Origin of the sequence: Acinetobacter sp. S40, from assembly GCF_016624705.1 — a bacterium.
Lineage (GTDB): Bacteria > Pseudomonadota > Gammaproteobacteria > Pseudomonadales > Moraxellaceae > Acinetobacter.
On sequence record NZ_JACVTU010000008.1, the window covers coordinates 113,769 to 136,324 of the forward strand.

General features: G+C 39.0%; 19 protein-coding genes and 1 tRNA gene. 10 read left to right on the top strand and 10 right to left on the bottom strand.

The window, feature by feature from the left end; all coding sequences use genetic code 11:
* Positions 1-240: 240 nt before the first annotated feature.
* Together IAE19_RS11275 and IAE19_RS11280 are read right to left on the bottom strand one after the other, a co-directional pair.
* Positions 241-316, bottom strand: a tRNA-Arg gene (locus IAE19_RS11275).
* A gap of 57 nt (positions 317-373) precedes the next feature.
* Entirely contained in the window at positions 374-1,738 is a 1,365-nt protein-coding gene (locus IAE19_RS11280) for an amino acid permease (protein ID WP_200461023.1), read from the bottom strand.
* Between the two features lie 319 nt (positions 1,739-2,057).
* On the opposite strand from IAE19_RS11280, the gene prpF reads away from it, so the two are divergent.
* The 3 genes from prpF to IAE19_RS11295 all read left to right on the top strand — a co-directional run bounded on the left by prpF (position 2,058) and on the right by IAE19_RS11295 (position 5,594).
* Positions 2,058-3,245, top strand: coding sequence for a 2-methylaconitate cis-trans isomerase PrpF (gene prpF / locus IAE19_RS11285; protein WP_200461024.1), 1,188 nt, complete (start codon positions 2,058-2,060; stop codon positions 3,243-3,245).
* A gap of 285 nt (positions 3,246-3,530) precedes the next feature.
* Positions 3,531-4,502, top strand: coding sequence for a sensor domain-containing diguanylate cyclase (locus IAE19_RS11290; protein WP_227610986.1), 972 nt, complete (start codon positions 3,531-3,533; stop codon positions 4,500-4,502).
* Positions 4,503-4,685: 183 nt separating this feature from the next.
* The gene (locus IAE19_RS11295; protein ID WP_200461025.1) at positions 4,686-5,594 is read left to right on the top strand and encodes a polyprenyl synthetase family protein; all 909 of its coding nucleotides are present in this window, start codon (positions 4,686-4,688) and stop codon (positions 5,592-5,594) included.
* Between the two features lie 55 nt (positions 5,595-5,649).
* On the opposite strand, the gene IAE19_RS11300 is transcribed toward IAE19_RS11295, so the two are convergent.
* The 4 genes from IAE19_RS11300 to IAE19_RS11315 form a co-directional block, all read right to left on the bottom strand.
* Positions 5,650-6,507: an SPFH domain-containing protein gene (locus IAE19_RS11300; protein ID WP_200461026.1), complete on the bottom strand. Its 858-nt coding sequence runs from the start codon at positions 6,505-6,507 to the stop codon at positions 5,650-5,652.
* A gap of 11 nt (positions 6,508-6,518) precedes the next feature.
* A complete protein-coding gene (locus IAE19_RS11305; protein ID WP_200461027.1) occupies positions 6,519-6,986 on the bottom strand; it encodes an NfeD family protein in 468 nt (155 codons plus the stop codon).
* Between the two features lie 185 nt (positions 6,987-7,171).
* Positions 7,172-8,089: a patatin-like phospholipase family protein gene (locus IAE19_RS11310; RefSeq protein WP_200461028.1), complete on the bottom strand. Its 918-nt coding sequence runs from the start codon at positions 8,087-8,089 to the stop codon at positions 7,172-7,174.
* Between the two features lie 66 nt (positions 8,090-8,155).
* Entirely contained in the window at positions 8,156-8,779 is a 624-nt protein-coding gene (locus IAE19_RS11315; protein ID WP_200461029.1) for a 1-acyl-sn-glycerol-3-phosphate acyltransferase, read from the bottom strand.
* 107 nt (positions 8,780-8,886) lie between these two features.
* On the opposite strand from IAE19_RS11315, the gene IAE19_RS11320 reads away from it, so the two are divergent.
* From IAE19_RS11320 to IAE19_RS11335, 4 genes are all read left to right on the top strand, one after another.
* Entirely contained in the window at positions 8,887-10,134 is a 1,248-nt protein-coding gene (locus IAE19_RS11320) for an MFS transporter (RefSeq protein ID WP_200461030.1), read from the top strand.
* A 129-nt stretch (positions 10,135-10,263) separates the two neighbouring features.
* Positions 10,264-11,373 (top strand): porin, encoded by a 1,110-nt coding sequence (locus IAE19_RS11325; protein WP_200461031.1) that lies wholly within the window; start codon positions 10,264-10,266, stop codon positions 11,371-11,373.
* 438 nt (positions 11,374-11,811) lie between these two features.
* Positions 11,812-12,486, top strand: a complete 675-nt coding sequence (locus tag IAE19_RS11330; RefSeq protein ID WP_200461032.1) for a response regulator transcription factor — start codon at positions 11,812-11,814, stop codon at positions 12,484-12,486.
* Positions 12,487-12,502: 16 nt separating this feature from the next.
* Positions 12,503-13,828, top strand: coding sequence for a sensor histidine kinase (locus tag IAE19_RS11335; protein ID WP_200461033.1), 1,326 nt, complete (start codon positions 12,503-12,505; stop codon positions 13,826-13,828).
* A 30-nt stretch (positions 13,829-13,858) separates the two neighbouring features.
* Here IAE19_RS11335 and IAE19_RS11340 read toward each other — a convergent pair whose 3' ends face one another.
* The 3 genes from IAE19_RS11340 to IAE19_RS11350 all read right to left on the bottom strand — a co-directional run bounded on the left by IAE19_RS11340 (position 13,859) and on the right by IAE19_RS11350 (position 16,710).
* Positions 13,859-14,662 carry a serine/threonine protein kinase gene (locus IAE19_RS11340; RefSeq protein WP_200461034.1) on the bottom strand — a complete coding sequence of 268 codons (804 nt, stop codon included), beginning with the start codon at positions 14,660-14,662 and terminating at the stop codon, positions 13,859-13,861.
* 152 nt (positions 14,663-14,814) lie between these two features.
* Positions 14,815-16,002 (bottom strand): ammonium transporter, encoded by a 1,188-nt coding sequence (locus IAE19_RS11345; protein WP_200461035.1) that lies wholly within the window; start codon positions 16,000-16,002, stop codon positions 14,815-14,817.
* A gap of 219 nt (positions 16,003-16,221) precedes the next feature.
* The gene (locus tag IAE19_RS11350; RefSeq protein WP_200461036.1) at positions 16,222-16,710 is read right to left on the bottom strand and encodes a hypothetical protein; all 489 of its coding nucleotides are present in this window, start codon (positions 16,708-16,710) and stop codon (positions 16,222-16,224) included.
* A gap of 122 nt (positions 16,711-16,832) precedes the next feature.
* Between IAE19_RS11350 and IAE19_RS11355 the strand changes: the two genes are divergently transcribed.
* Positions 16,833-17,738, top strand: a complete 906-nt coding sequence (locus tag IAE19_RS11355) for an AEC family transporter (RefSeq protein WP_200461037.1) — start codon at positions 16,833-16,835, stop codon at positions 17,736-17,738.
* 151 nt (positions 17,739-17,889) lie between these two features.
* On the opposite strand, the gene IAE19_RS11360 is transcribed toward IAE19_RS11355, so the two are convergent.
* Positions 17,890-20,793: a valine--tRNA ligase gene (locus IAE19_RS11360; RefSeq protein ID WP_200461038.1), complete on the bottom strand. Its 2,904-nt coding sequence runs from the start codon at positions 20,791-20,793 to the stop codon at positions 17,890-17,892.
* Between the two features lie 247 nt (positions 20,794-21,040).
* Here IAE19_RS11360 and IAE19_RS11365 point away from each other — a divergent pair, with 247 nt between their 5' ends.
* Both IAE19_RS11365 and IAE19_RS11370 read left to right on the top strand, forming a co-directional pair.
* A complete protein-coding gene (locus IAE19_RS11365; RefSeq protein ID WP_200461039.1) occupies positions 21,041-21,721 on the top strand; it encodes a hypothetical protein in 681 nt (226 codons plus the stop codon).
* Between the two features lie 25 nt (positions 21,722-21,746).
* Complete coding sequence (locus IAE19_RS11370) at positions 21,747-22,553, top strand: SDR family NAD(P)-dependent oxidoreductase (protein WP_200461040.1); 807 nt, start codon at positions 21,747-21,749, stop codon at positions 22,551-22,553.
* Positions 22,554-22,556 lie beyond the last annotated feature (3 nt).

Genomic DNA, 22,556 nt, shown 5'->3' on the forward strand with positions numbered 1-22,556 from the left:
ATTAGAACTAGAAGCGGATTTTACTGGGTGTATTGCGGTTTATTAGAGAGGAGATTACTCTTCTGAACACAATACACATCGATACTCTTTGGGATAATAATTTAATTAATGGAAAAATAAGGGGGAGTAAAATGCTCAAATTATTTCAGGTGAGCATAATGTTAATAACTTCTATGAAATTCTAATTGATTTGTTAATTCTTTAATATTTGTTCAAATATTAATTCAGATCCTATAAGGATGGTGCGCTCGGCGGGACTCGAACCCACGTCGGTCGCTTAGGAGGCAACTGCTCTATCCAGTTAAGCTACAAGCGCATAATTTTATGATTATAAACAAAAAAGTTATTGCCGAAGCAATAACTTTTTAAATTTTTATTCAGAAGTCGATGGCTTTGAATTTAACAACTTATATAGTACATACATGACCACAATCCAGACAGGAATCATAATCACCGATTCTTTAAACCCTTGCGTCCACATAATGTACAAAACAACAGCAATAAACAGTAAAACGATATAGTTGCTGACTGGAGACCAAAGTGCTGGGAAAGATACTTTTTGATTAAGTGCTTTCATTGCAGATTTAAACTTCAAATGTGTCAGACTAATCATGGCCCAGTTCAGAACCAATGCGCCTACTACTACATACATTAAGTGACCAAGTGCATCTTCTGGTACAAAATAGTTCAGCAACACGCACCCAAAGATCAGAACAGCAGACAACAATACGGCAGGAATAGGTACGCCTTCTTTATTGACCTTTTTAAATACCGCAGGTGCATTGCCTTGTTGCGCCAAACCATAAAGCATACGGCTATTCGCATACATACCACTGTTATAAACCGATAATGCCGCAGTTAAAATAATGAAATTTAATAGGTGCGCTGCCCAGCCAATCCCTAACTGACTAAAAATCATTACAAATGGGCTTTTATCTAATCCACCTAAATCCAATTGATTCCAAGGCACTAAAGAAAGCAAAATAGTCAGTGAGCCGACATAGAAAATTAGAATACGTACCACGACCTGATTGATCGCTTTAGGAATAGTTTTCTTTGGATTATCCGCTTCAGCTGCGGCCATACCGATCAATTCAATTCCACCAAAGGCGAACATGAGAAAAGCCAGCATATAAAATAATCCATCAAACCCATTCGGGAAAAACCCACCATGTGTCCAAAGGTTGCTAAATGACGCCGTAGAATCTGGTCCAGCAGTGAACAGAAGATAAAGACCAAAAATGATCATCGATATGACTGCAACCACTTTAATGATGGCGAGCCAAAATTCAGATTCACCATAAAACTTAACATTTGTTAGGTTAATTGCCGTAATGACGATAAAGAAAAACAGCACTGAAATCCATGATGGAATATGAGGCCACCAATAGTTAATATATTTGGCAACTGCTGTAAGCTCAGTCATTGCTACTAAAACATAGAGAATCCAGTAGTTCCAACCTGCCAAAAAGCCAGGAAATTTACCCCAATATTTATTGGCAAAATGGCTGAATGAACCTGCAACAGGTTCTTCCACAATCATTTCACCAAGTTGGCGCATAATTAGAAATGCAATTAAGCCACCAATGGCATAACCTAAAATAATAGAGGGACCAGCAGATTGAATAACTTGTGCGGAACCAAGAAATAAACCTGTACCAATTGCGCCTCCCATGGCAATCAACTGGATGTGACGGTTTTTTAACCCCCGCTGAAGTTTTGAAGAATCGTTGTTCAAAGGACTTCGCTCGACCGTGAATAAGTGGGATATTCTAATAGATCAAGTGGTTTTAGCCTAGCCTGACTATAAAAAAAGCGATCAACTTTAGTTGAACTTAATAGTCGTATTTATGGAGATTTTGATCGGTTCATGGACATTTTAAATTATTTCGCAATGATTTCGGTCATTGAGAAAATGTGCTGCATTGTTAGAAAATAAATGAGCTAGACTTAAGTCTAGACATTCAAACATCAGCTTTTTTTGATTATATGATGTCTGAAACCATACATGTTACATTTTGGTAATACACAAATATAAATGAAAAGGATAACCGATCATGAGCGCGCGACCGCAAATTAAAATTCCAGCAACTTATATGCGTGGTGGAACCAGTAAAGGCGTATTCTTTAAACTGGATGACTTACCTGAATCTGCGCAAGTGGCCGGACAGGCACGTGATCAGTTATTACTTCGAGTTATTGGTAGTCCAGATCCTTATGGTAAACAAATTGATGGAATGGGCGGCGCGACCTCTAGTACCAGTAAAACGGTGATTTTGGCAAAAAGTACTCAGCCAGAACATGATGTAGATTATTTATTTGGTCAGGTCTCAATAGATCAGCCTTTTGTAGACTGGAGCGGGAATTGTGGCAATTTGACTGCTGCGGTTAGCTCCTTTGCGATTAGTCATGGTTTGGTCGATGCGAGCCGCATTCCTGAAAATGGTATTTGTACAGTTAGAATTTGGCAAAAAAATATTCAAAAAACCATCATTGCGCATGTTCCGATGACCCGTGGTCAAGTTCAGGAAACAGGGAGTTTTGAACTGGATGGCGTGACTTTTCCTGCAGCCGAAGTACAAATTGAATTCCTTGATCCAGCGGATGATGGAGAAGAGGGGGGGGATATGTTCCCAACAGGAAATGTAGTAGATACTTTGGACGTTCCAGAAATTGGAAGCTTTAAAGCTACGTTTATTAATGCAGGTATTCCCACAATTTTTTTAAATGCAGCTGATTTAGGTTATACCGGTACTGAATTACAGGAAGCAATTAACAGTGATGCTCAAGCATTGGCGCGTTTTGAAAAAATTCGCGCTTATGGCGCAGTGAAAATGGGCTTGATTTCTGGGGTGGCTGAAGCAGCAGCACGACAACACACCCCCAAAATTGCATTTGTTGCACCAGCAAACTCTTACCCATCTTCTAGCGGGAAAATGGTTGAGGCGCAGGATGTCGATTTGTTGGTACGTGCATTATCGATGGGAAAATTACATCATGCCATGATGGGAACGGCAGCGGTTGCGATAGGAACGGCAGCGGCGATTCCAGGAACATTGGTTAATTTAGCTGCGGGAGGTGGCGCACGTGAGGCAGTACGTTTTGGTCATCCTTCTGGAAGTTTACGCGTAGGGGCCCAAGCTGAAAAAACAGGAGAAAAATGGAGAGTAAAAAAAGCGATTATGAGTCGTAGTGCCCGAGTATTAATGGAAGGTTGGGTGCGTGTGCCCGAAGATAGTTTATAGTACGTCAACTTGATGTAACATTGATGGGATTCAAAAGCCCCATAACTTTTTTAGTGATAAGTATGGGGTTTTGTTAATATATATTAAAATAATTATGAATAATAACTACAATATTGTGCAAATATTTTTAAATACTCATTCAGTGATGCACAATCTTATTTTGAGATAAGCATCAATGTCGTTATGAGAATTAAGTCATTAAAAGAATAAATTAAGTTAATTTTGGTACATATTTTGGATAAGTTTTGAGTACAATATCCTTCTGGTGGAAAAATATAATTGAATATGCTTAATGATAATGATTTAGAAACGGTGTTTATTTTGGGGCAGCAACAATTACGTACGCTGACGCCTTTAATCTCCAAGGAAAACATTCAAAGCTCGGTACCGACATTATCTTTATTGGATAAATTACCTGTTCCCGCATTTATTTTAAGTAGTGAAGGGATTTTTCTTAAAGTAAATCAGTTGTTTGCAGATATTTATGCAAGTGATGCCCTGTATATGCAGGGTAAATCGATGAGCAGCTTTATTGAAAATATTGAAGCTGAAATATCTGCTATTCTAGATCAATTTGAACACAAAGACGGGCATTATGAAAAAGAACTCTATGTAAAGGGGCGTTTTTATAATACCTACTGGCGCGCTTTAAAAGACGATAATGAACAAACTATTGCGATCATGATTGTCTGGGCGGAAGTAACGAGGTTAAAACGCCGTGAACGTGTACTTGAACTGAATAATCTACGTTTACAGGAATATCTATATGTTGATCCTGTAACAGGTGCAGCGAATCGGTTAGCGTTGGAACAATGGTTGAGCGAAACTCAGTCAGAGCAGAAACATATTTCATTTTATGCCTTGATGATTGATCTGGACGATTTCAAAAAATTTAATCAGACATATAGTTATAGTCAAGGGGATGTTGCTTTAAAGGAAATTGCCGAACTTTTAGAAAGTTATTTAAATCCGAAAGAAAGCATGCTTTATCGACTAAATTCTGCACAATTTGTAATCATTATGCCTAATGCATCCGAGCTAACAGCTTATACTTTGGCTGAACGTCTTCGGATCGCAATTTATGATGCGGCTTATCTATTTGAAAATGGTTTTCATGACCGATTGACTGCAACCGTTGCTATTTATAAACCTTCTTTTCAAGAGTTAAACTCTTTTTCTGAAATTGAATCACGTTTATGTTTTGCAATTAAGAATGTTAAAGTCAGAGAAAAGAATAAAAGCATTTCATTGGAATAATCTAAAGCTTAGCTTTATTTGGATTTTTAACTCTCATTTTTTAAACAAAACAGGTCGAGCGGTTTTGTTTTAACACATGAAAAAAGTTTGTAGGTGATTTGAATATGTTATCTTTATGGGCAATTTTCCAGATCGCACTTATGGTGTGAAGATCTCTTTTTCTTTGTTTCATTCGAGGCTGTCGTGACATCGATTTCACAAGTAAATGCCAATGCATTATTTGCGGCACAAGAACGTATTCAGCAAGATTTAAAAATAGCTTTGGATGCCTTCTCCTTGGCTGAACCTTTAAAATCTGCGGTTTATCATGCTGTCATGTTAGGTGGAAAACGTGTACGTCCAGCGCTGTGCTATGCAGCAGCTTCTCTCAAAGAGCATCCAAATTTTGCTGCGGCACGTCGTGCTGCAGTCGCTGTTGAGTTTATTCATTGTTATTCACTGGTGCACGATGACCTTCCGTGCATGGACAATGATTTATTACGTCGCGGGCAACCGACTTGCCATGTGGCTTTTGGTGAAGATACTGCACTGCTTGCAGGGGATATTTTACAGTCAATGGCTTTTGAAGTTTTGACCAGTCGCTTATTTGACCAGCAGAGTAATGTTGATACGGACATCGTCTTAAAACAAGTTCAAATTTTGGCAACTGCAAGTTCTAAAATGGTAAGCGGACAAGTCATGGACTTGCAAGCAGAAGGCCAAGTGATCAACCAACAACAACTAGAAACCATTCATCGTAATAAAACAGGTGCATTGATTCAGGCTGCGATTATGATGGGAGCAGTGACTGCATTTTCTGGTACGGATCAGGCAATTCCCCAATTGCGCCAATTTGGGCAAAACATAGGTTTAGCGTTTCAAGTGCATGATGATGTATTGGATATTATTTCAACCACAGAAACCTTAGGTAAAACTGCAGGTAAAGATGAACAGGTAGAGAAATCAACCTATCCTGCATTGATGGGCTTGGAACAGGCACAACACTATGCACAATCTTTACAGCAAGAGGCACTTTCTGCGTTGGAGCATTTTGGTGAATCAGCCAAAGACTTACTGGAAATTGCGCAGTTTGTGCTGTCCAGAAAAAACTGACTTTTAGAAGTCAAGTTATAATCCCTTTCCTTTATAGGCAAGGGATTATAGTAAGTTATGGATTATTTCGACCCATCACACCACGAATGGTGCTGAGAATATCAGCAGGAAGTACCACGGTTTTAGCATTATTAGACTTCGCCATATCCTGCATGGCTTTGACATACTGCTCACCGAGTAGGTAAGCCACAGGAATCTCTTGATCACCTACCGCAGATGTCACCATTTCAATGGCTTTTTGTGAAGCTTGAGCAAGTACAACTTGAGCTTCAGCATCACGACGTGAAGCTTCCAGACGGCCATCGGCTTCTAAAATTGCGGCTTGTTTTTCCCCATCCGCACGAGTCACAGTAGCACGACGCTGACGTTCTGCAGCGGCTTGTGCTTCCATCGCAGCTTGCATGGTTGTAGACGGTTGAATGTCCTGAATTTCCACCGTTTTTAAGGTAATGCCCCAGTCTGAAATATCATCAGAAATGGCAGCTTTGAGTTTAGCTTTAATATGATCACGAGAGGACAGGGCATCATCTAGATCCATTTCGCCGACAATGGAGCGCAAAGAAGTCTGAACCAGATTTTGAATTGCCCATGTATAGTTTTCGATACCATAGACGGCTTTTTCTGGGGTAGTTAAATTAATATAGGCCACTGCATTCATGACCAAAACTGCGTTATCGCGGGTGATTACTTCTTGCGATGGAATATCTAACACAATATCTTTGGTCGTAACTTTATAAGCCACTTCATCTACATAGGGAATGACAAAGTTAAGTCCGGGACTCAACGTTGCATGATATTTCCCAAGACGCTGAACAATCCATTTATAGCCTTGTGGGACAATACGCACCCCTTTAAAAATGGTGACTCCCACAAAAATGAGAAAGGCTAAACCAATAATTGTACCGACTGGCATAAAAAATCCTCTTATGATTCTTGAGATTTATGTAATTGGACAACCAGATCGTTGCCCATAATATCGACCACACGAACACGGTCACCCACTTGAACAGGAGATAAACTACGGCAATTCCATTCGTCTGCCCCCAATACAGGCAGAGAAAATCGAACTACGATCTGATCGTGAGTCAGACCAACCTGTATCACCATACCGATCTGACCGATGGTGGCTTCACGAGATAATCCTGCTTTAGTTTTATCAATAGAGAGCGGTTTAATAAATTTAAACCATAGAATAGTGCAAACAATGGATAAGATAATCCACATTACAATTTGGGTGGTGAGTCCCATCATTGGGAAAAGCCACAATAAAACACCGACCAAAATAGCGGCAATACCAAACCAAAGGGCGGCAAAAGCAGGCAAAATCAGCTCAGAAAGCATGAGGATAATACCTAAAACAAACCAATGCCAGGGTTGTAAAACTAATTCCATAGCGTTGCTCATATTCATTATGTTAAAGATGAAAAAATCATCATTAATCAATGTAACAGAACTGGGCAAAGATGAATATTAAAATAGCAAAATCAAGATCAAAATAACAAAATCATTCAATTGAATGGCAATAAAACGAGATATTGTCATGTTTTACACAATATCTCATTTTATATAACTATGAATTAAAATTTTGGCCGAGATGCAGGCTGAAGAGCAGCAGGGGATTTTTTAAAATTATTAATTACGCCCTGAATTTCTTTAATTTTCAGCTGAGCTGCTTTTTCACCTTCTAAAATTGCCTGATTACTAGATTTCAAATCCAGTACACCAAGATTTCCAACTTTGGGCTGAATGATGACATTAGCTTGATTCAGCTCAGTGCTAATACTTTGCTGCCCCATAATATTAATGGTTTGATCCAAAAGCCCCAACATATTGCCAGCCCCTGAACCGGTTGGACGAGCAGAAATATCAACTGCAATGACAATATCCGCACCCATATCTTTTGCCGTTTTAACTGGAATTGGACTGACGAGACCGCCATCGACATATTTTACATTGCCAATAGTTGCAGGCACAAAAACATTGGGAATACTACAGGAAGCACGAACTGCCTGACCCGCATTGCCTTTAATAAAATCGGCTTTTTGTCCATTGTCCAGACGGGTTGCAACTGCAGCAAAACGAATAGGAAACTTTTCAATCGGTTTATTGCCAACTTGGGTATTAACGTAATCCTGCAACTTTTGGCCTAAAATAATGCCCTGACGGTTGAGGGTGAGATCACGTAAATCAGATTCCTGTAACTTTAGGGCGAGACTTTGCATTTGATAAGGGGTTTGCCCACTAGCATAAATACTACCGACAAAACTACCGGCACTGGTGCCTGTAACAATTTTAGGTTTGATGCCATGTGACTCTAAAACTTTAATTACACCGATATGGGCAAAACCCTTCGCGCCGCCGCCACCGAGTGCCAGAGCAATCACGGGTTCACGGGCTTTGAGGGAAGTCGTTTGAGTAGGAGTTTTAACGGTTTTATCACAACCAAATAGCGCAAGGCTCAGGGTGCCAAGGATGGCAAAATGTGCAACTTTCATCTTCAATTAAACAGCAAAAGTGGCCAAAAAAGATGCGCACATCTCAACAGATTTGAAGGATGAATACTAGCGTTTTTTCACTAGATTTTGTAAAGGTAAAGACAGCCAGTTTGACGTATGTGGTGAAAATTTTCCTGCGAAGCGCTGCATAATTTGATCCAGATCCTGTTGGTAATGACCTGTAGGATAAAATACGCCTAAGCTATGAATTATTTTGTGATCAAAATCAAAAGAAAAAATCACAATTGGAATCTGGGCTTTTAATGCGATTTGATAAAAACCGCTTTTTATTTTTTCCGCTTTTTTTCGCGTGCCTTCAGGTGCCATTCCTACCCAGATTTTATCCTGTTGTTCAATAAAATGAACCACTTGTTCAGTTAATCCATTCACACGATCACGTTTAACAGGAATCAAACCAGCCCATTTTAATAAGGGCTGAAATGGTGGTTTAAATAGGCTATCTTTACCCAATACAGTGATTTTTATTCCTAATCCACCAATTGCTAAAAAACCATACCATGCATCGATATTGGATGTATGCGGTGCAATGATTGCAACAGCTTTGGCTAGATTAGGGAATTCACCTTCGATGCTCCAGCCTTGTGTTAAAAATAGTTTTTTGAATATTCTACGACTCAACGCTGTACCGCGTTGCGGTACTTGATCAGGTAATTCTGGAAAATGTTGCATAGCTTGATCTGTGTAAAAAATCCTTTTTATTCATCATAGTCTTTTGAAAATAAACTAACATTGGCAAAATGTAGACTTCAATGCTCATTATGTGCAAAGGGAAACGGATGCTAAATCCTGTGCGGTTATACTTATTATTATTTTCATTGTATTGGGCACAAGGATTACCTGTTGGTTTTATGACACATGCTTTACCCGTGATTTTAAGGGCAGAGGGTGTTTCATTGACGCATATTGGTGGATTTGGTTTATTGATGCTTCCGTGGTCAATCAAGATATTTTGGGCACCATTGGTTGATCGTTTTGGTGATTCTAAAATAGGACATTATCGTAGCTGGATTTTACCTACCCAAATTCTCAGTGTTGTAATTCTAGTTATTTTGTCTTTTTTCCCCATTGATTCATTAAGTCAAACTCATTACCTGTTTTTATTTTTTATATTGCTACTTTGTCTAAATTTGACGGGTGCAACCCAAGACATTGCTACTGATGGCTTAGCAGTCAATTTACTCAAAACGGATCAACAACATTGGGGTAATACTTTTCAGGTTGTTGGTTCACGCTTGGGTTTTATTGTGGGTGGTGGGGTTTTACTGTGGGCTTTGGATGGGTTGAGCTGGCAACTGACATTTTTGGGACTGGCTCTGATTGTACTCATCAATACCATTCCTGTTTGGTTCTATAAAAACGAGCACATCCGAACGAATACCGCTCTGCAACACGCACAATTGAGGTTTTCATTAAAAGACTATTTTGATCACTTTACTCAATCCAGAGAGTTGCGTTGCTGGTTAATAGTATTGATTAGTTTTAAAATTGCTGATGGATTAAGTGGGCCTTTATTAAAACCATTAATGGTGGATATGGGGCTTAATTTTACCCAGATTGGTGTTTATATCACCATGCTAGGTGCATTTGCTGCGTTATGTGGAGCAGCCATTGCAGGCTATTTACTCAGGCATTACGCACGTCCTATACTTTTGATTTTATTTTCTTATTTGAAAATTTTAAGTCTATTGGCTTATGCAGTTTTAGCCTTTCTTTTTGAGCAGAAAATTAAGATATCAAACCTTGTTATTTATCTGATCAATGCTGTTGAAGATGCTATTTCTGCCATGCTTTTGGTCGTGATGTTAACATTAGTGATGCAATATAGCCGGAAAGTTTTAGCGGGTACTGACTTTACTTTTCAGGTTGCGATTATGGCAACTGTGGGAGGAGGGTTGTATACCGTAAGTGGGATTTTGGGAGATTGGCTTGGTTACGCCATGTATTTGAGCTCTATTGTGGGAATTGCTCTATTTTGTCTGATTCCACTGTATCAATGGAAAAGATGTTATCTAAAAACCTCATAAATATTGATTAAAAATCAATTATGTAAAATTAGCCTAAGCTAAAAACTGAATAAGTTAATAAAAATTTAATCGTTCTGTAACATTTGGGGACTGTGTAGGATTTGTAACAAATTTACACAGGAACAAAATATGAAAACCAAAATTGCATTGGCATTTGCCTTATCTTTCTTTGCCGGAACTAGTTTTGCTGCACCCACTTTATACGGGGAAATCGATACTTCACTGGATTATTTGCCAGAACGTAATGCAACCCAATCCGATAGCGACGTTTGGGAAGTGAGTTCAAATAGTTCGTTTATCGGGATTAAAGGGGAGGAAAAGTTAACGGAACGTTTGAGTGCAGTTTATTTAGCAGAATGGGCATTTAATGCCGATGGCGATGGAACTGATTGGGCGCAGCGTAACCGCTTTGTTGGATTAAAGGATAATGTATTGGGGACACTCAAAATTGGTAAACACGATACCCCAGTTAAGCAGCTTTCGTCAGTTGTCGACACATTCAATAACTATGTTGCGAATAAAGCTGATGTTACTGGTATCTTTACAGGTGAAAACCGGGTAGATAACGTCGTAGTGTATGAATCTCCTGCAATTAAGCTACCCAATGGTCAGATTAAAATTAATGCGCTGTTAGCAACTGGTGAAGGTTCGGGCATCAAGTCATCTAGTGGTGGTGTAAAAGCTGCTGGCGGTGGTTTGGGAAATGCATGGTCTGCATCAGCTGTTTATGACAATAAAATTGTAGTTGCAGGTATCGGCTACGATAAAGCTATTCCAAGTACCTTTTTAGGTCGTGGTTTTTTAAATGCCTCTGAACCTGAAATTTCAGGTGGTTCTCTTTTAGCCGCTGCCAATACCATTCGAGCCATTGGTCGAGTTAATTTACTCGATAATAATTTGGCGCTAAAAGCACTTTATCAAAGCTCTGAAGTCGAAAAAGTGACAGGGAATGCAGTAGGTTCTGAAAATATTGACGATGCAAATGGCTGGCTTATTGGTGCAGAATATAATTTTCCAAATGCAAAAAACTGGACTGTAAAAGGGCAATATAGCCAGAATAACACCAGTTTTAAAACCAATGTATCGGACTTTGAAGCTACACAATGGATTGCAGGATTGGATTATGCATTCAGTAAACAATTTAGAACGTATGGCTATGCAGGCTATTTAACTCTTGAGCAGGCAGATAAAAAAGATAAACAACCTGTGGGCGGTGTCGGTCTAGAGTTTAAATTCTAATAAATCAATAGGCTAAATAAAGGCGATCACAATGGTCGCCTTTATTTATTTAAGAGATTTTTAAGTTTAAATTCTTAGATTAGCAGGGTGTAATCAGAATATGATGTCGATGTTCAATCTCATTTTTGAGCTTCTAGGATACTTTAGTTAATTTGACCGATACAGATTACCCCATTTGGATCATTTAATTAGCTAAAAATAAAAGCGCATAAAGACGAAAATGATGGCAAGTATTTATTCGATATAAACGTTTGCTGGATTTATATCGGACTAGTCATTTTAAACATAACCTGTTTAAATACGGATGAAAATAAACATTTTAATGTTCAGATGACACTGTCATTGTACTTAATATATTTCAGATGTATTGAATATTGGGTCGACATGACATACTGATAGAAATCCTGATAATAAATTGATTAGCTGTGAGCCAATACCATGCCTAAAATCCTGATTATTGAAGATGACTTCATGATTGCAGAGTCCACGCTCACTTTGCTTAAGTATCATCAATTTGATGTGGACTGGGTAAATAACGGAATTGATGGTTTAGCACAACTTGCAAAACAAACTTTTGACCTGGTGTTGCTGGATCTTGGTTTGCCCATGATGGATGGTATGCAGGTGCTTAAACAAATTCGACAGAAAACCACCGTTCCTGTATTAATTATTTCAGCGCGTGATCAACTTGAAAATCGTGTAGATGGTTTAAATCAAGGCGCGGATGACTATTTGATCAAACCTTACGAGTTTGACGAGTTACTGGCACGTATTCATGCATTATTGCGCCGTAGTGGTAAAGAGGCGCAGGCCACTAGTCAAGATCAAATTCTCAAAAGTGGGGATGTTATCCTTAATATCGAAAAGCATGTTGCCACCGTAAAAGGTCAGGAAATTGAACTTTCTAATCGTGAATGGGCAATTTTAATTCCACTAATGACTCATCCTAACAAGATTTTTTCCAAGGCAAATCTGGAAGATAAATTGTATGACTTTGATAGTGAAGTCACCAGTAATACGATTGAAGTTTATGTCCATCATTTGCGTTCTAAACTGGGTAAAGATTTTATTCGTACAATTCGTGGTCTAGGTTATCGTCTTGGGCATAGCTAAGGGATTCTAATTATCTATGTTCCAGCATTATTCTTTAAAGCGACGCCTAATTTGGTACACGTCTATTTTTAGTATTTTGCTGGGCTGTGTTCTTATTTTTTCAGCGTATAAAATTGCTTTGCAGGAAAGTAATCAGATTCTTGATGCGCAAATGCAATATCTGGCTAAACGTGCCGCAACTCAGCCCTACGCAGCTGTAGTGAGTCACTTTGAAAACGATCGCGTCTATCGTGAAGAAGACTTGTTCGTTGATATCTGGGCTTACAAAGATCAGAGCCATTTAAGTCATGCGGACCGTTTGCTGGTTCCTCCTGTCAAATATGCGGGATTTTATACACAGCAGACCGAACATGGAATCTGGCGTACTTATGTCATGCCAACCAAAGATTTCCAGATTCAAATTAGCCAACAACAAAAAGTCAGACAGGTGATGGCATTGGAGCTGGCAGGTAGTATGTTTCTACCTTATGTCATTATTTTGCCTTTTGCTTTGATTGGTTTGGCAGGAATTATTCGGCGTAGTTTGAAACCACTCGATGACTTTAAATCTGAGTTGATTCAACGTGATTCTAATGATCTGGCTCCTATTCATGAAAAAGATTACCCGGAAGAACTTTCTCCAACCATTCATGAAATGAACCGCTTATTTGAACGAATTTCAACTGCACAGCAAGAGCAAAAACAATTTGTTGCCGATGCTGCTCACGAACTGCGGACTCCGATTACAGCTTTAAATTTGCAGACCAAGATTCTATTAAGCCAATTTCCAGACCATGCAGCATTACAAAACTTAAGCAAAGGCTTAGCACGTATTCAGCATTTAGTCAGCCAACTTTTGGCTTTGGCGAAGCAAGATGCCTCTATGAATAGTCTTGAACGTTTTAGTACATTTCAACTGAATAATGTCGCCTTGAACTGTGTAGAGCAGTTGATGAATTTAGCCATGGAAAAAGAAATTGATTTGGGCTTTGAGCGCAATGAAAATATTGAAATGGTAAGTATCGAACCTACCGTTCATTCCATCATTTTTAATCTGATTGATAATGCGATCAAGTACACTCCCGTTGATGGCGTAATTAATATTTCTGTATATGAAGATGAAAATAGCTTCGCGTGCGTGCAAATAGAAGACAGTGGAGCAGGGATTGATCCCCAATACTACGATCAGGTATTAAAACGCTTTTACCGTGTTCATCATCATCTAGAAGTCGGCAGTGGTTTAGGGCTATCCATTGTGGATAAAGCAACGCAACGTTTGGGCGGAGAGTTAATCCTTTCACAAAGTCCAGAATTGAGAGGGCTTTGTGTATTGGTACGTTTACCGAAGATATTGAAGAGCTAACTGGTTTTGAAATAATCTGGCCAGTTTCAGTCAGATCATTGGAAGAGGTTCCTGTTGTTCAAGTTTCCTTAAAAACAGCATACATTTTTGGATTCGTTTTCCATCGTTGCCCAATTTTTCTGGTTTAAAATGTAATATCCATTGTAACTTATGCCCAATTTTGCAGATCTCGCGAAAAACTTTGAGATTTTTACTCAATGCATCATAAAAAATACTGCTGGCTTGGTCGAGCTCATCTAATCTAAAACGATAAGAAGATGAAAAAATAAAACATAACCAATCGCGTATTTGACAGTCTTTTAAATCTAGGATTTCTCCGGGATCTGTTTCAAAATCAATAAAAGTGAAATGATGGTTTGCATCTACTAAAATATTTCGAACAAAAGCTTCACTTAAATAGCTTCCCTTGTTATGAAGACCTTGAATTTCAGCTATGGCATCAGAATAAAGCTTTAATCGCTGTTCAGTATAGGATGCTTGTGCAAGAGCATGATCAAGTTGCATGACATGTTGACCATTATTCGCTGCGTCCTGCAGTAAAATTCCGTCGTCAGATAAAGCAAGGACTTTGGGTGTGTTCACTCCTAATTTTGCAAGAGAAGTAATCCGTTGATATTCGCATTGAATCGCTTTCTTACCGCCATAATTAGGGACAGGTGTCAGCGCTTCGACATGAAGAAAGCGTGCGAGCCATCTAAGCGGCGTATAAATCCAGATCGAATGCCGCAGGGATGCTTTTTTTAGCCAGACTTTGCCATGCTCTAATTCATAAGCCTGAATAGATTCATTCTGTTGATCGAGGGATATATGAAGAAAATCCGCAAAGTTAGCCATAAATTTTAACCCCGCATTTTATTATGTGTATTTTAATTCGATTTTTAGAGCATGTCACTTTTTAGAAATATAGTTTAAACATAATAGAAAGTTCAGTCAAAAAACGGCTCTACAGAACCGTTTCACGCACCATTTAACCCGATTTGAATGATTTAAAACATTCCTTCTTCTGAGTTGGCAGAAATTTTGTGAATAGAAAGATCTGCACCCTGAAATTCTTCTTCCTGTGATAATCGAATGCCCATGGTCACTTTTAAAAGACCATACACAATGAAACCACCCATTAAAGCAATACTCACTGCCAGTAAGCTTCCAATCAACTGGGATATAAAAGAAACATGACCTAAGCCACCCAACCACTGTTGTCCAAATATTCCAACAGCAAGACCGCCAAATACGCCACATACTCCATGCAAAGGCCAAACGCCTAGGACATCATCCACTTTCAGTTTATTTTGAGTATAAGTAAAGAGCTTAACGAAAATTACTCCCGCAATCGCCCCAATAATTAATGCACCAAAAGGGTGTACAACATCAGAACCAGCACAAATAGCAACTAAACCTGCCAAGGGACCATTGTGTAGGAAGCCTGGGTCATTTTTGCCCACCAGATTTGCACTTAATGTACCGCCTACCATTGCCATAAGTGAATTAATGGCTACAAGACCAGAAATCGCATCGACGCGCTGTGCGCTCATGACATTAAAGCCAAACCAACCCACAATCAAAATCCACGAACCTAAAGCCAGAAAAGGAATCGAAGAGGGTGGATGGGCGCTAACACGTCCGTCGTTTTTATAGCGACCATGACGTGCACCTAATAAAATTACGGCTGCAAGAGCAATCCATCCCCCCATCGCATGCACGACAACAGAACCTGCAAAATCATGGAAGGGTGCACCAAAATGTGTCTCTAACCAATTTTGTAGACCAAAATTACCATTCCATGCGATGCCTTCAAATAATGGATAAACTAGAGCAACCAATAGAAAAGTAGCAATCGCTTGCGGTCTCATTTTGGCACGTTCTGCGATACCACCTGAAATAATGGCAGGAATTGCTGCGGCGAAGGTCAGCAAGAAAAAGCAACGCATCAAGTTGTAGCCATGTTCTGCCGAAAGTGTTGTTCCCATATGGAAAAAATGCAGACCATAGGCGATATAATAACCCACAAAAAAGTAAGCAATTGCCGAGATTGAAAAATCAGTGAGGATTTTACTTAGTGCATTGACCTGATTTTTATGACGAACTGTCCCTAGTTCTAAAAAAGCAAAGCCAGCATGCATGGCTAATACTAATACAGCGCCTAACAACAAGAAAAAAAGATCTACATTTTGCATAGTTTGCTCAAAATAGGTGCTTAAAACCATTTTTATGACACAATTTCTAGCCGTGTTGCACCAAAATGGTTTAGTAAATCTAAAAAATAGGAATCAAAGTAGTTGTACTTTGATGATAAAAATCATTAAGCAAAAAATGCACCAGTTTAGAGGTTATTTGTCATTTTTTTGATAATCGTGGTGCATATGGGGCAAATATGGTGCTTTTATTGATACAGATTAATTAAGTTTACAGCGTTTACCTTCATATTCGTATCGATTGATTTCGTAGTGTTTACCATTCCAGCGATAGACTGCAAAACAAAAGCCTGGTCCACCATTAGAAATATCAGGCATGTTATTTTGGCCTGTTATTTTTAAAAATTCGGCCACACCAGAATTATTAAACAGCTGTTTCCATTGACCGTGCTTATTTTTTGACAATAAATAGTAACCTGTTCCTGTATTGCCATAGCACATACTACTTGAGTCTGTAATTAGCGCTTCGGGTAAACCATCCTGATTTAAATCTTGATAATTTTCGATAGTTCCCTCTCCACAGGAACCCACCCATTGTTTACCTTGTTGATGAAAGCCAGCAGCCTTAAAAATTGCGGCAGTTTCTTTAGCCGAAGGCTGAGTTGCAGCGGCCTGCACAGATGAAATGCATAATAAGGGGCAAGTAATAAAAAGAGCATTTTGAAAAATTTGAAAAATAGACCGTTTCATACTGAATATCTTATCTTTATTTATTTACTTCATTTTAAACCTAAATTTAAGACATCATCTAGTTTTCATCCTAGAATGGAGTGAGTTGAAAAAAGAATGATAGATCAAAAAAGTGATTATTTATGTCGCATATTCTGCTTGCATTGTTTCCCTTAATTGCTTTAATTGCGACGGGTTACTTATTTAAAAAACACCACTTTTTAAGTGAAGGATTTTGGAATGGCGCTGAGAAATTAAATTATTACCTTTTATTTCCAGCTTTACTCTTTCACACCTTGGCTACAGCAAACATCGACTCGCATAGTCTAAAAACAGTAATTGCCGCTATGTTTATGGTGCTTTTCATCATCACATGTGCGCTTTATATCTTACGTTTTGTAAAGAGGATACCGCCTGCACGGTTTGGTGTGCATGTGCAAAGTATTGTTCGATTTAATACTTATATTGGATTGGCTTTAGTTGCGGCACTTTATCAAAAAGAAGGCATGGCGATTCTGGCTATTTTACTGGCAGTCTGTGTGCCTGTCGTCAATATCATTTCTGTGCTTGCCTTGACGCCTTCAGAACATATGTCGGTTAAGCCTGTTATGGTTGCTCTGATTAAAAATCCTTTAATTCTATCCTGCATTTTGGGTGGTTTGGTCAATGCATTGCATGTTCCTGTTTGGGAAGGTTTAATGAATTTACTTAAGCTATTTTCAGCATCGAGTTTACCATTAGGATTGCTCTGTGTTGGAGCTGCCTTGCAGTTTAAGGAGATGAAAAAGGATGTTCCTGTTTTAATTTTGGATACTTTTGCTCGATTACTATTGATGCCGGCATTGGCTTATTTTGTTTGTTTGCATTTGGAGCTTTCAAAGTTAGAAAGTCAGATTACTGTAATCTTTTTTGCGTTACCCACAGCCTCTGCTGCATATATTCTGACGAAGGTGTTAAAAGGTGACAGTCAGCTTATGGCCGCGGTGATAAGTTTTCAGACTTTATGCGCTGCGGTGACTTTACCGTTAGTTATTTGGTGGGCGGGGTGATTTTATTTAATTATTCAAACCACTTATTGAGTCTAATATTTTTAATATTTCGAGTAATGAGCGTTAAATCTTAGAGTATGGCAATTGTGACCATATGACAGTATAAAGGGCTGAATATTCAGCCCTTTATACTGCAGGTTAAATTTAAAGATTAAAGCGCAGCGATCTGCTCCATACTCGCTTTAATTTTAACTAACTGATCAGCACATTCAGCTAACTTCGCTTTTTCGCCTTCGACCACAGCTGCAGGTGCTTTTGCCACAAAACCTTCATTACCCAATTTATTGGCAATTTGATCATGCTGCTTTTGGACTTTATCCAAGTCTTTTTGCAAGCGTCCAAGCTCTGCTTTCGGGTCAATCAAACCTTTCATAGGTACAAATACAGATGCATGGCCAATGACGCTAGAAGAGGAAAGTGGTGGTTCTTGATCTTTAGTCAAGAACTCAATACTTTCAACCTTTGCCAAGGCTTTAAATAAGGACTCAATACGCTCGATTTGAGTACGTTCTGCATCTGAAATATTTTGTAGTAAGACAGGCAACAGACGTGCATTACCCAAGCCCATTTCACCACGAATATTACGAACAGCACCAATCAAACCTTGCAACCATTGCATATCGGCTTCAGCTTGTTCATTGATCTTGGCTGCTTCAGGCACAGGGTATTGTGCCGTCATAATCGTATCACCACCTTTACCAATCATTGGTGCAAGTGTTTGCCAGATTTCTTCAGTCAAATATGGCATTAATGGATGTGCCAGACGTAAAGATGCTTCCATTACTGCCAGAAGGACACGGCGAACTTCTGCTTTACGTTCGGTAGATACATCAGCATCATTGAGAACGGGTTTAGTGAGTTCAACATACCAGTCGCAGTATTCATTCCAGATAAAGTCATAAATGGTTTGGGCGGCAAGATCTAAACGATATGTTGCAAATGCTTGATGAACTGCTTGCTCAGCTTTTTGCAAACGACTCATAATCCACTGTTCAGGTAGTTCCCAAAGCTCTGGACGAGCTTCTTGAGCCACGGTTTGGCCTTCAACATTCATAAGAACGAAACGCGTTGCATTCCAGATCTTATTGCAGAAGTTACGGTAGCCTTCAACACGTTTCAAATCGAACTTAATGTCACGACCCGTATTGGCAAGCGCACAGAAAGTAAAGCGTACTGCATCTGTACCGTAGGCATTAATTCCTTCAGGAAATTCCTTGCGAGTAGATTTTTCAATCTTTTCAGCTTGTTTGGGATTCATCAAGCCAAAAGTACGTTTAGCAACTAGACTTTCCAGGTCAATCCCATCAATCAAGTCTAAAGGATCAAGTACATTGCCTTTAGATTTTGACATTTTCTGGCCTTCACCGTCACGTACTAATCCATGAACATAGACGGTTTTGAAAGGAACTTGCGCAGTACCATCTTCATTCTTCATAAAGTGCATGGTCAGCATAATCATACGTGCGACCCAGAAGAAGATAATATCAAAACCAGTCACAAGAACATCAGTCGGGTGGAAGGTGTTTAAAAAATAATTTTCTTTATCCTTGGCTGTATCACCAGTCCAACCCAAGGTTGAGAATGTCCAAAGACCCGATGAAAACCAGGTGTCCAGAACATCTTCGTCCTGTTGTAAGGTCACATCGTCAGAAATATTATTTTTTGCACGTATTTCTTCTTCATTACGTCCCACGTAAATGTTGCCATCTAGATCGTACCATGCAGGAATACGATGGCCCCACCAAAGCTGACGTGAAATACACCAGTCCTGAATATTGTTCATCCAAGCCATATACATATTGGTATATTGTTCGGGAACAAATTTAATGCGACCGTCCTGAACAGCTTCAATTGCAGGTTTGGCAAGAGGGGCAATTTTTACATACCATTGATCTGTCAATAATGGTTCAACGATTACACCTGAACGGTCACCACGAGGTGCTTTCAAATCATAGGGTTGAATTTGCTCTAACCAGCCTTCGGTTTCTGCTTGTGCCACCAATTTTTTACGGGCAGCAAAACGCTCTAAACCAATATAGTCAGTCGGTGCAGCAATGGTTGCTGAAATCTGTTCACCAGCTTTGGCAATAAATTCAAAATCAGCCAAAATTTCAGCATTTTTATTGAAGATATTGATAATTGGCAGATCATGACGTCTGCCTAAGTCATAGTCATTAAAGTCATGTGCAGGTGTGATTTTAACACAGCCAGTACCAAAGTCCTTTTCGACATATTCGTCAGCTACAATTGGAACTAAACGGCCCGTAATTGGTAATACAATATTTTGACCGATGAGATGTTGATAGCGTTCATCTTCAGGATGTACCGCAACTGCACTATCGCCTAACAATGTTTCAGGGCGCGTAGTCGCTACGACTAGATAGTCATTACCCTCTTGAGTTTTTAACGATTTATCTTCAAAGAAATATTTGAAATGCCATAAAGAACCTTTTTCTTCAACTGATTCAACTTCCAGATCAGAGAGGGCCGTTTGTAATTTTGGATCCCAGTTCACCAAACGTTTACCACGATAAATTAAGCCTTGTTCATGAAGTTGAACAAAGACTTCCTTCACTGCATTGGATAAACCTTCATCCATGGTAAAACGTTCACGTGACCAGTCTACCGATGAACCCAAACGACGAATTTGTTTAGTAATGGTGCCACCAGATTGTTCTTTCCATTCCCAAACTTTTTCAATAAATTGCTCGCGGCCTAAGTCATGGCGACTCACATCCTGTGCAGCCAATTGACGTTCAACCACCATTTGTGTAGCGATACCCGCATGATCTGTTCCAGGTTGCCACAAGGTATTTTTACCCATCATACGGTTGTAGCGGGTGAGGGCATCCATAATGGTATTATTAAAACCATGCCCCATATGCAAGCTACCTGTCACATTTGGAGGTGGAATCATGATACAAAATGATTCCCCCTGACCAGATGGCTTAAAGTAACCTTGCTGTTCCCAAGTTTGATACCATTTTTTTTCGATCTCAGTTGGATCGTAAGTGGTCGCAATGTTTTGAGCAGATTGAGCGTTTGCGTCAGACATAATTTAAAAGTCAAAAGAGAATAAAAAATTGTATCTATTGTAGCAAAAAAACAATGAAAATGGCGCGTTGCGATCAGATTGGCTTAGCGAAGAAAATTGTTATTTATTTTGATTGTAAAGTGGTCTGTTGAGTCAGTAAAAAAGTTTATGTTTTGACCGAAAGTTGTTAAATTTATATCAGATAGTCATTTAACTACTCTACAAAAATAAGCTATAGAAGACGAGTTAGGAATTTAAGGATGATGCAATGGGATATGCAGTCTTTTTAAAGATTAATGAAGCGACACATGGTCGTTTTGAAAACATTAGAACACAGTTGAATTTGGGTGCAGAACAAAGTCAGTCTAAGGCATTGGGGAGCGTTTTATCTGAGATTGCCTGTGAGATTATTGAACAGGTTTTTGCTGAATTATTGCATCAACAAAAACAAAAAAATGATGCACATGCACAGAAACATGCAGCAGAATCGGAAAAAGTGATTCAGCAAATTTTAGACACCATGCGTAAATATATGCCATGGTCTGTTTCTTTTTTTAGTAACGAACGTTTGACCCCTTTAGTGAATTACTTTTCAGACTTATTAAATGAACATAATCGACAGATTTATGTACGCTATGAATTAGATCCTATTTTAGTTCAAGAAGCTTTTGCACATATTGAAAAAGTACGTGCAGGGCAAATGAGCTATGTTCCTAAGGCATTTCATGTACTCACGCAAATTGTAGATGAAGGCGTAACCAGCCTCATTCGCAAGCCTAAAAAACTACTCAAGTTTAATATGGTCGTCGATAAAACCTTAAATGGGGTAATTAATATGACGACACATTTGGGATATAAACGGCTTGAGAAACTAGGTGAAAAAATTGATTCTGTGACAGCAAATGAATATATTGAACACTTTCTAATTTTTATGCAAAAAGAAGCGTGATCGAATCATTGATAAGGGAATAAATATGGCGAAGCTAACAACACTTGAAAATAAAATCGTCTGGATTACTGGGGCATCATCGGGTTTAGGTAAGGCTTTGGCAAGAGAATGTGCATTACAGGGTGCACAAGTGGTTTTGACGGCACGTCGATACGATGAACTGGAAAATGTGAGAATTGGTTTATTTAAACCTGAACGACATATTTCAATTGCTGCTGATATTACTGATGAATCTCAAATCCGGCATGCTTATGTACAAGTACTCGAAGAAAAAGGAAAAATTGACTGGTTGATTAACAATGCAGGATTAAGTCAGCGCGCATTAATTCAGGATACAACCATGCAAACTGAACGCGCGATTATGGAAATTGATTATTTTTCACAGGTCTATCTTACCAAAATTGTGCTTCCAACATTTATTCAGCAAAAATCTGGTCGTATTGCTTTTGTTTCGAGTGTTGCAGGACTATTAGGTACTCAGTATCGTGCAAGTTATTCAGCGGCCAAAGCAGCCATTCATATGTGGGCAAACAGCCTACGTGCTGAAATTGCCCAATTTGGTGTGGGCGTTTCGGTTATTTTTCCAGGCTTTGTGAAAACCAATGTTTCCTTTAATGCCCTGAACGGTGAAGGTAAGCCACAGGGGCATCAGGATGACGCGATTGAAAATGGTTTGGAAGCAGATGTGTTTGCTCAGGAAGTCGTAAAGGCACTGATGCAAGAAGAAGAATATATTGTAGTTGGGGGAGCAAAAGAGAAATTAGGAGTGTTGGTTTCTCGATTAGCACCAAGCTTGCTTTATAAAATGATTCGTAAGATGAAAGTTAAATAAACG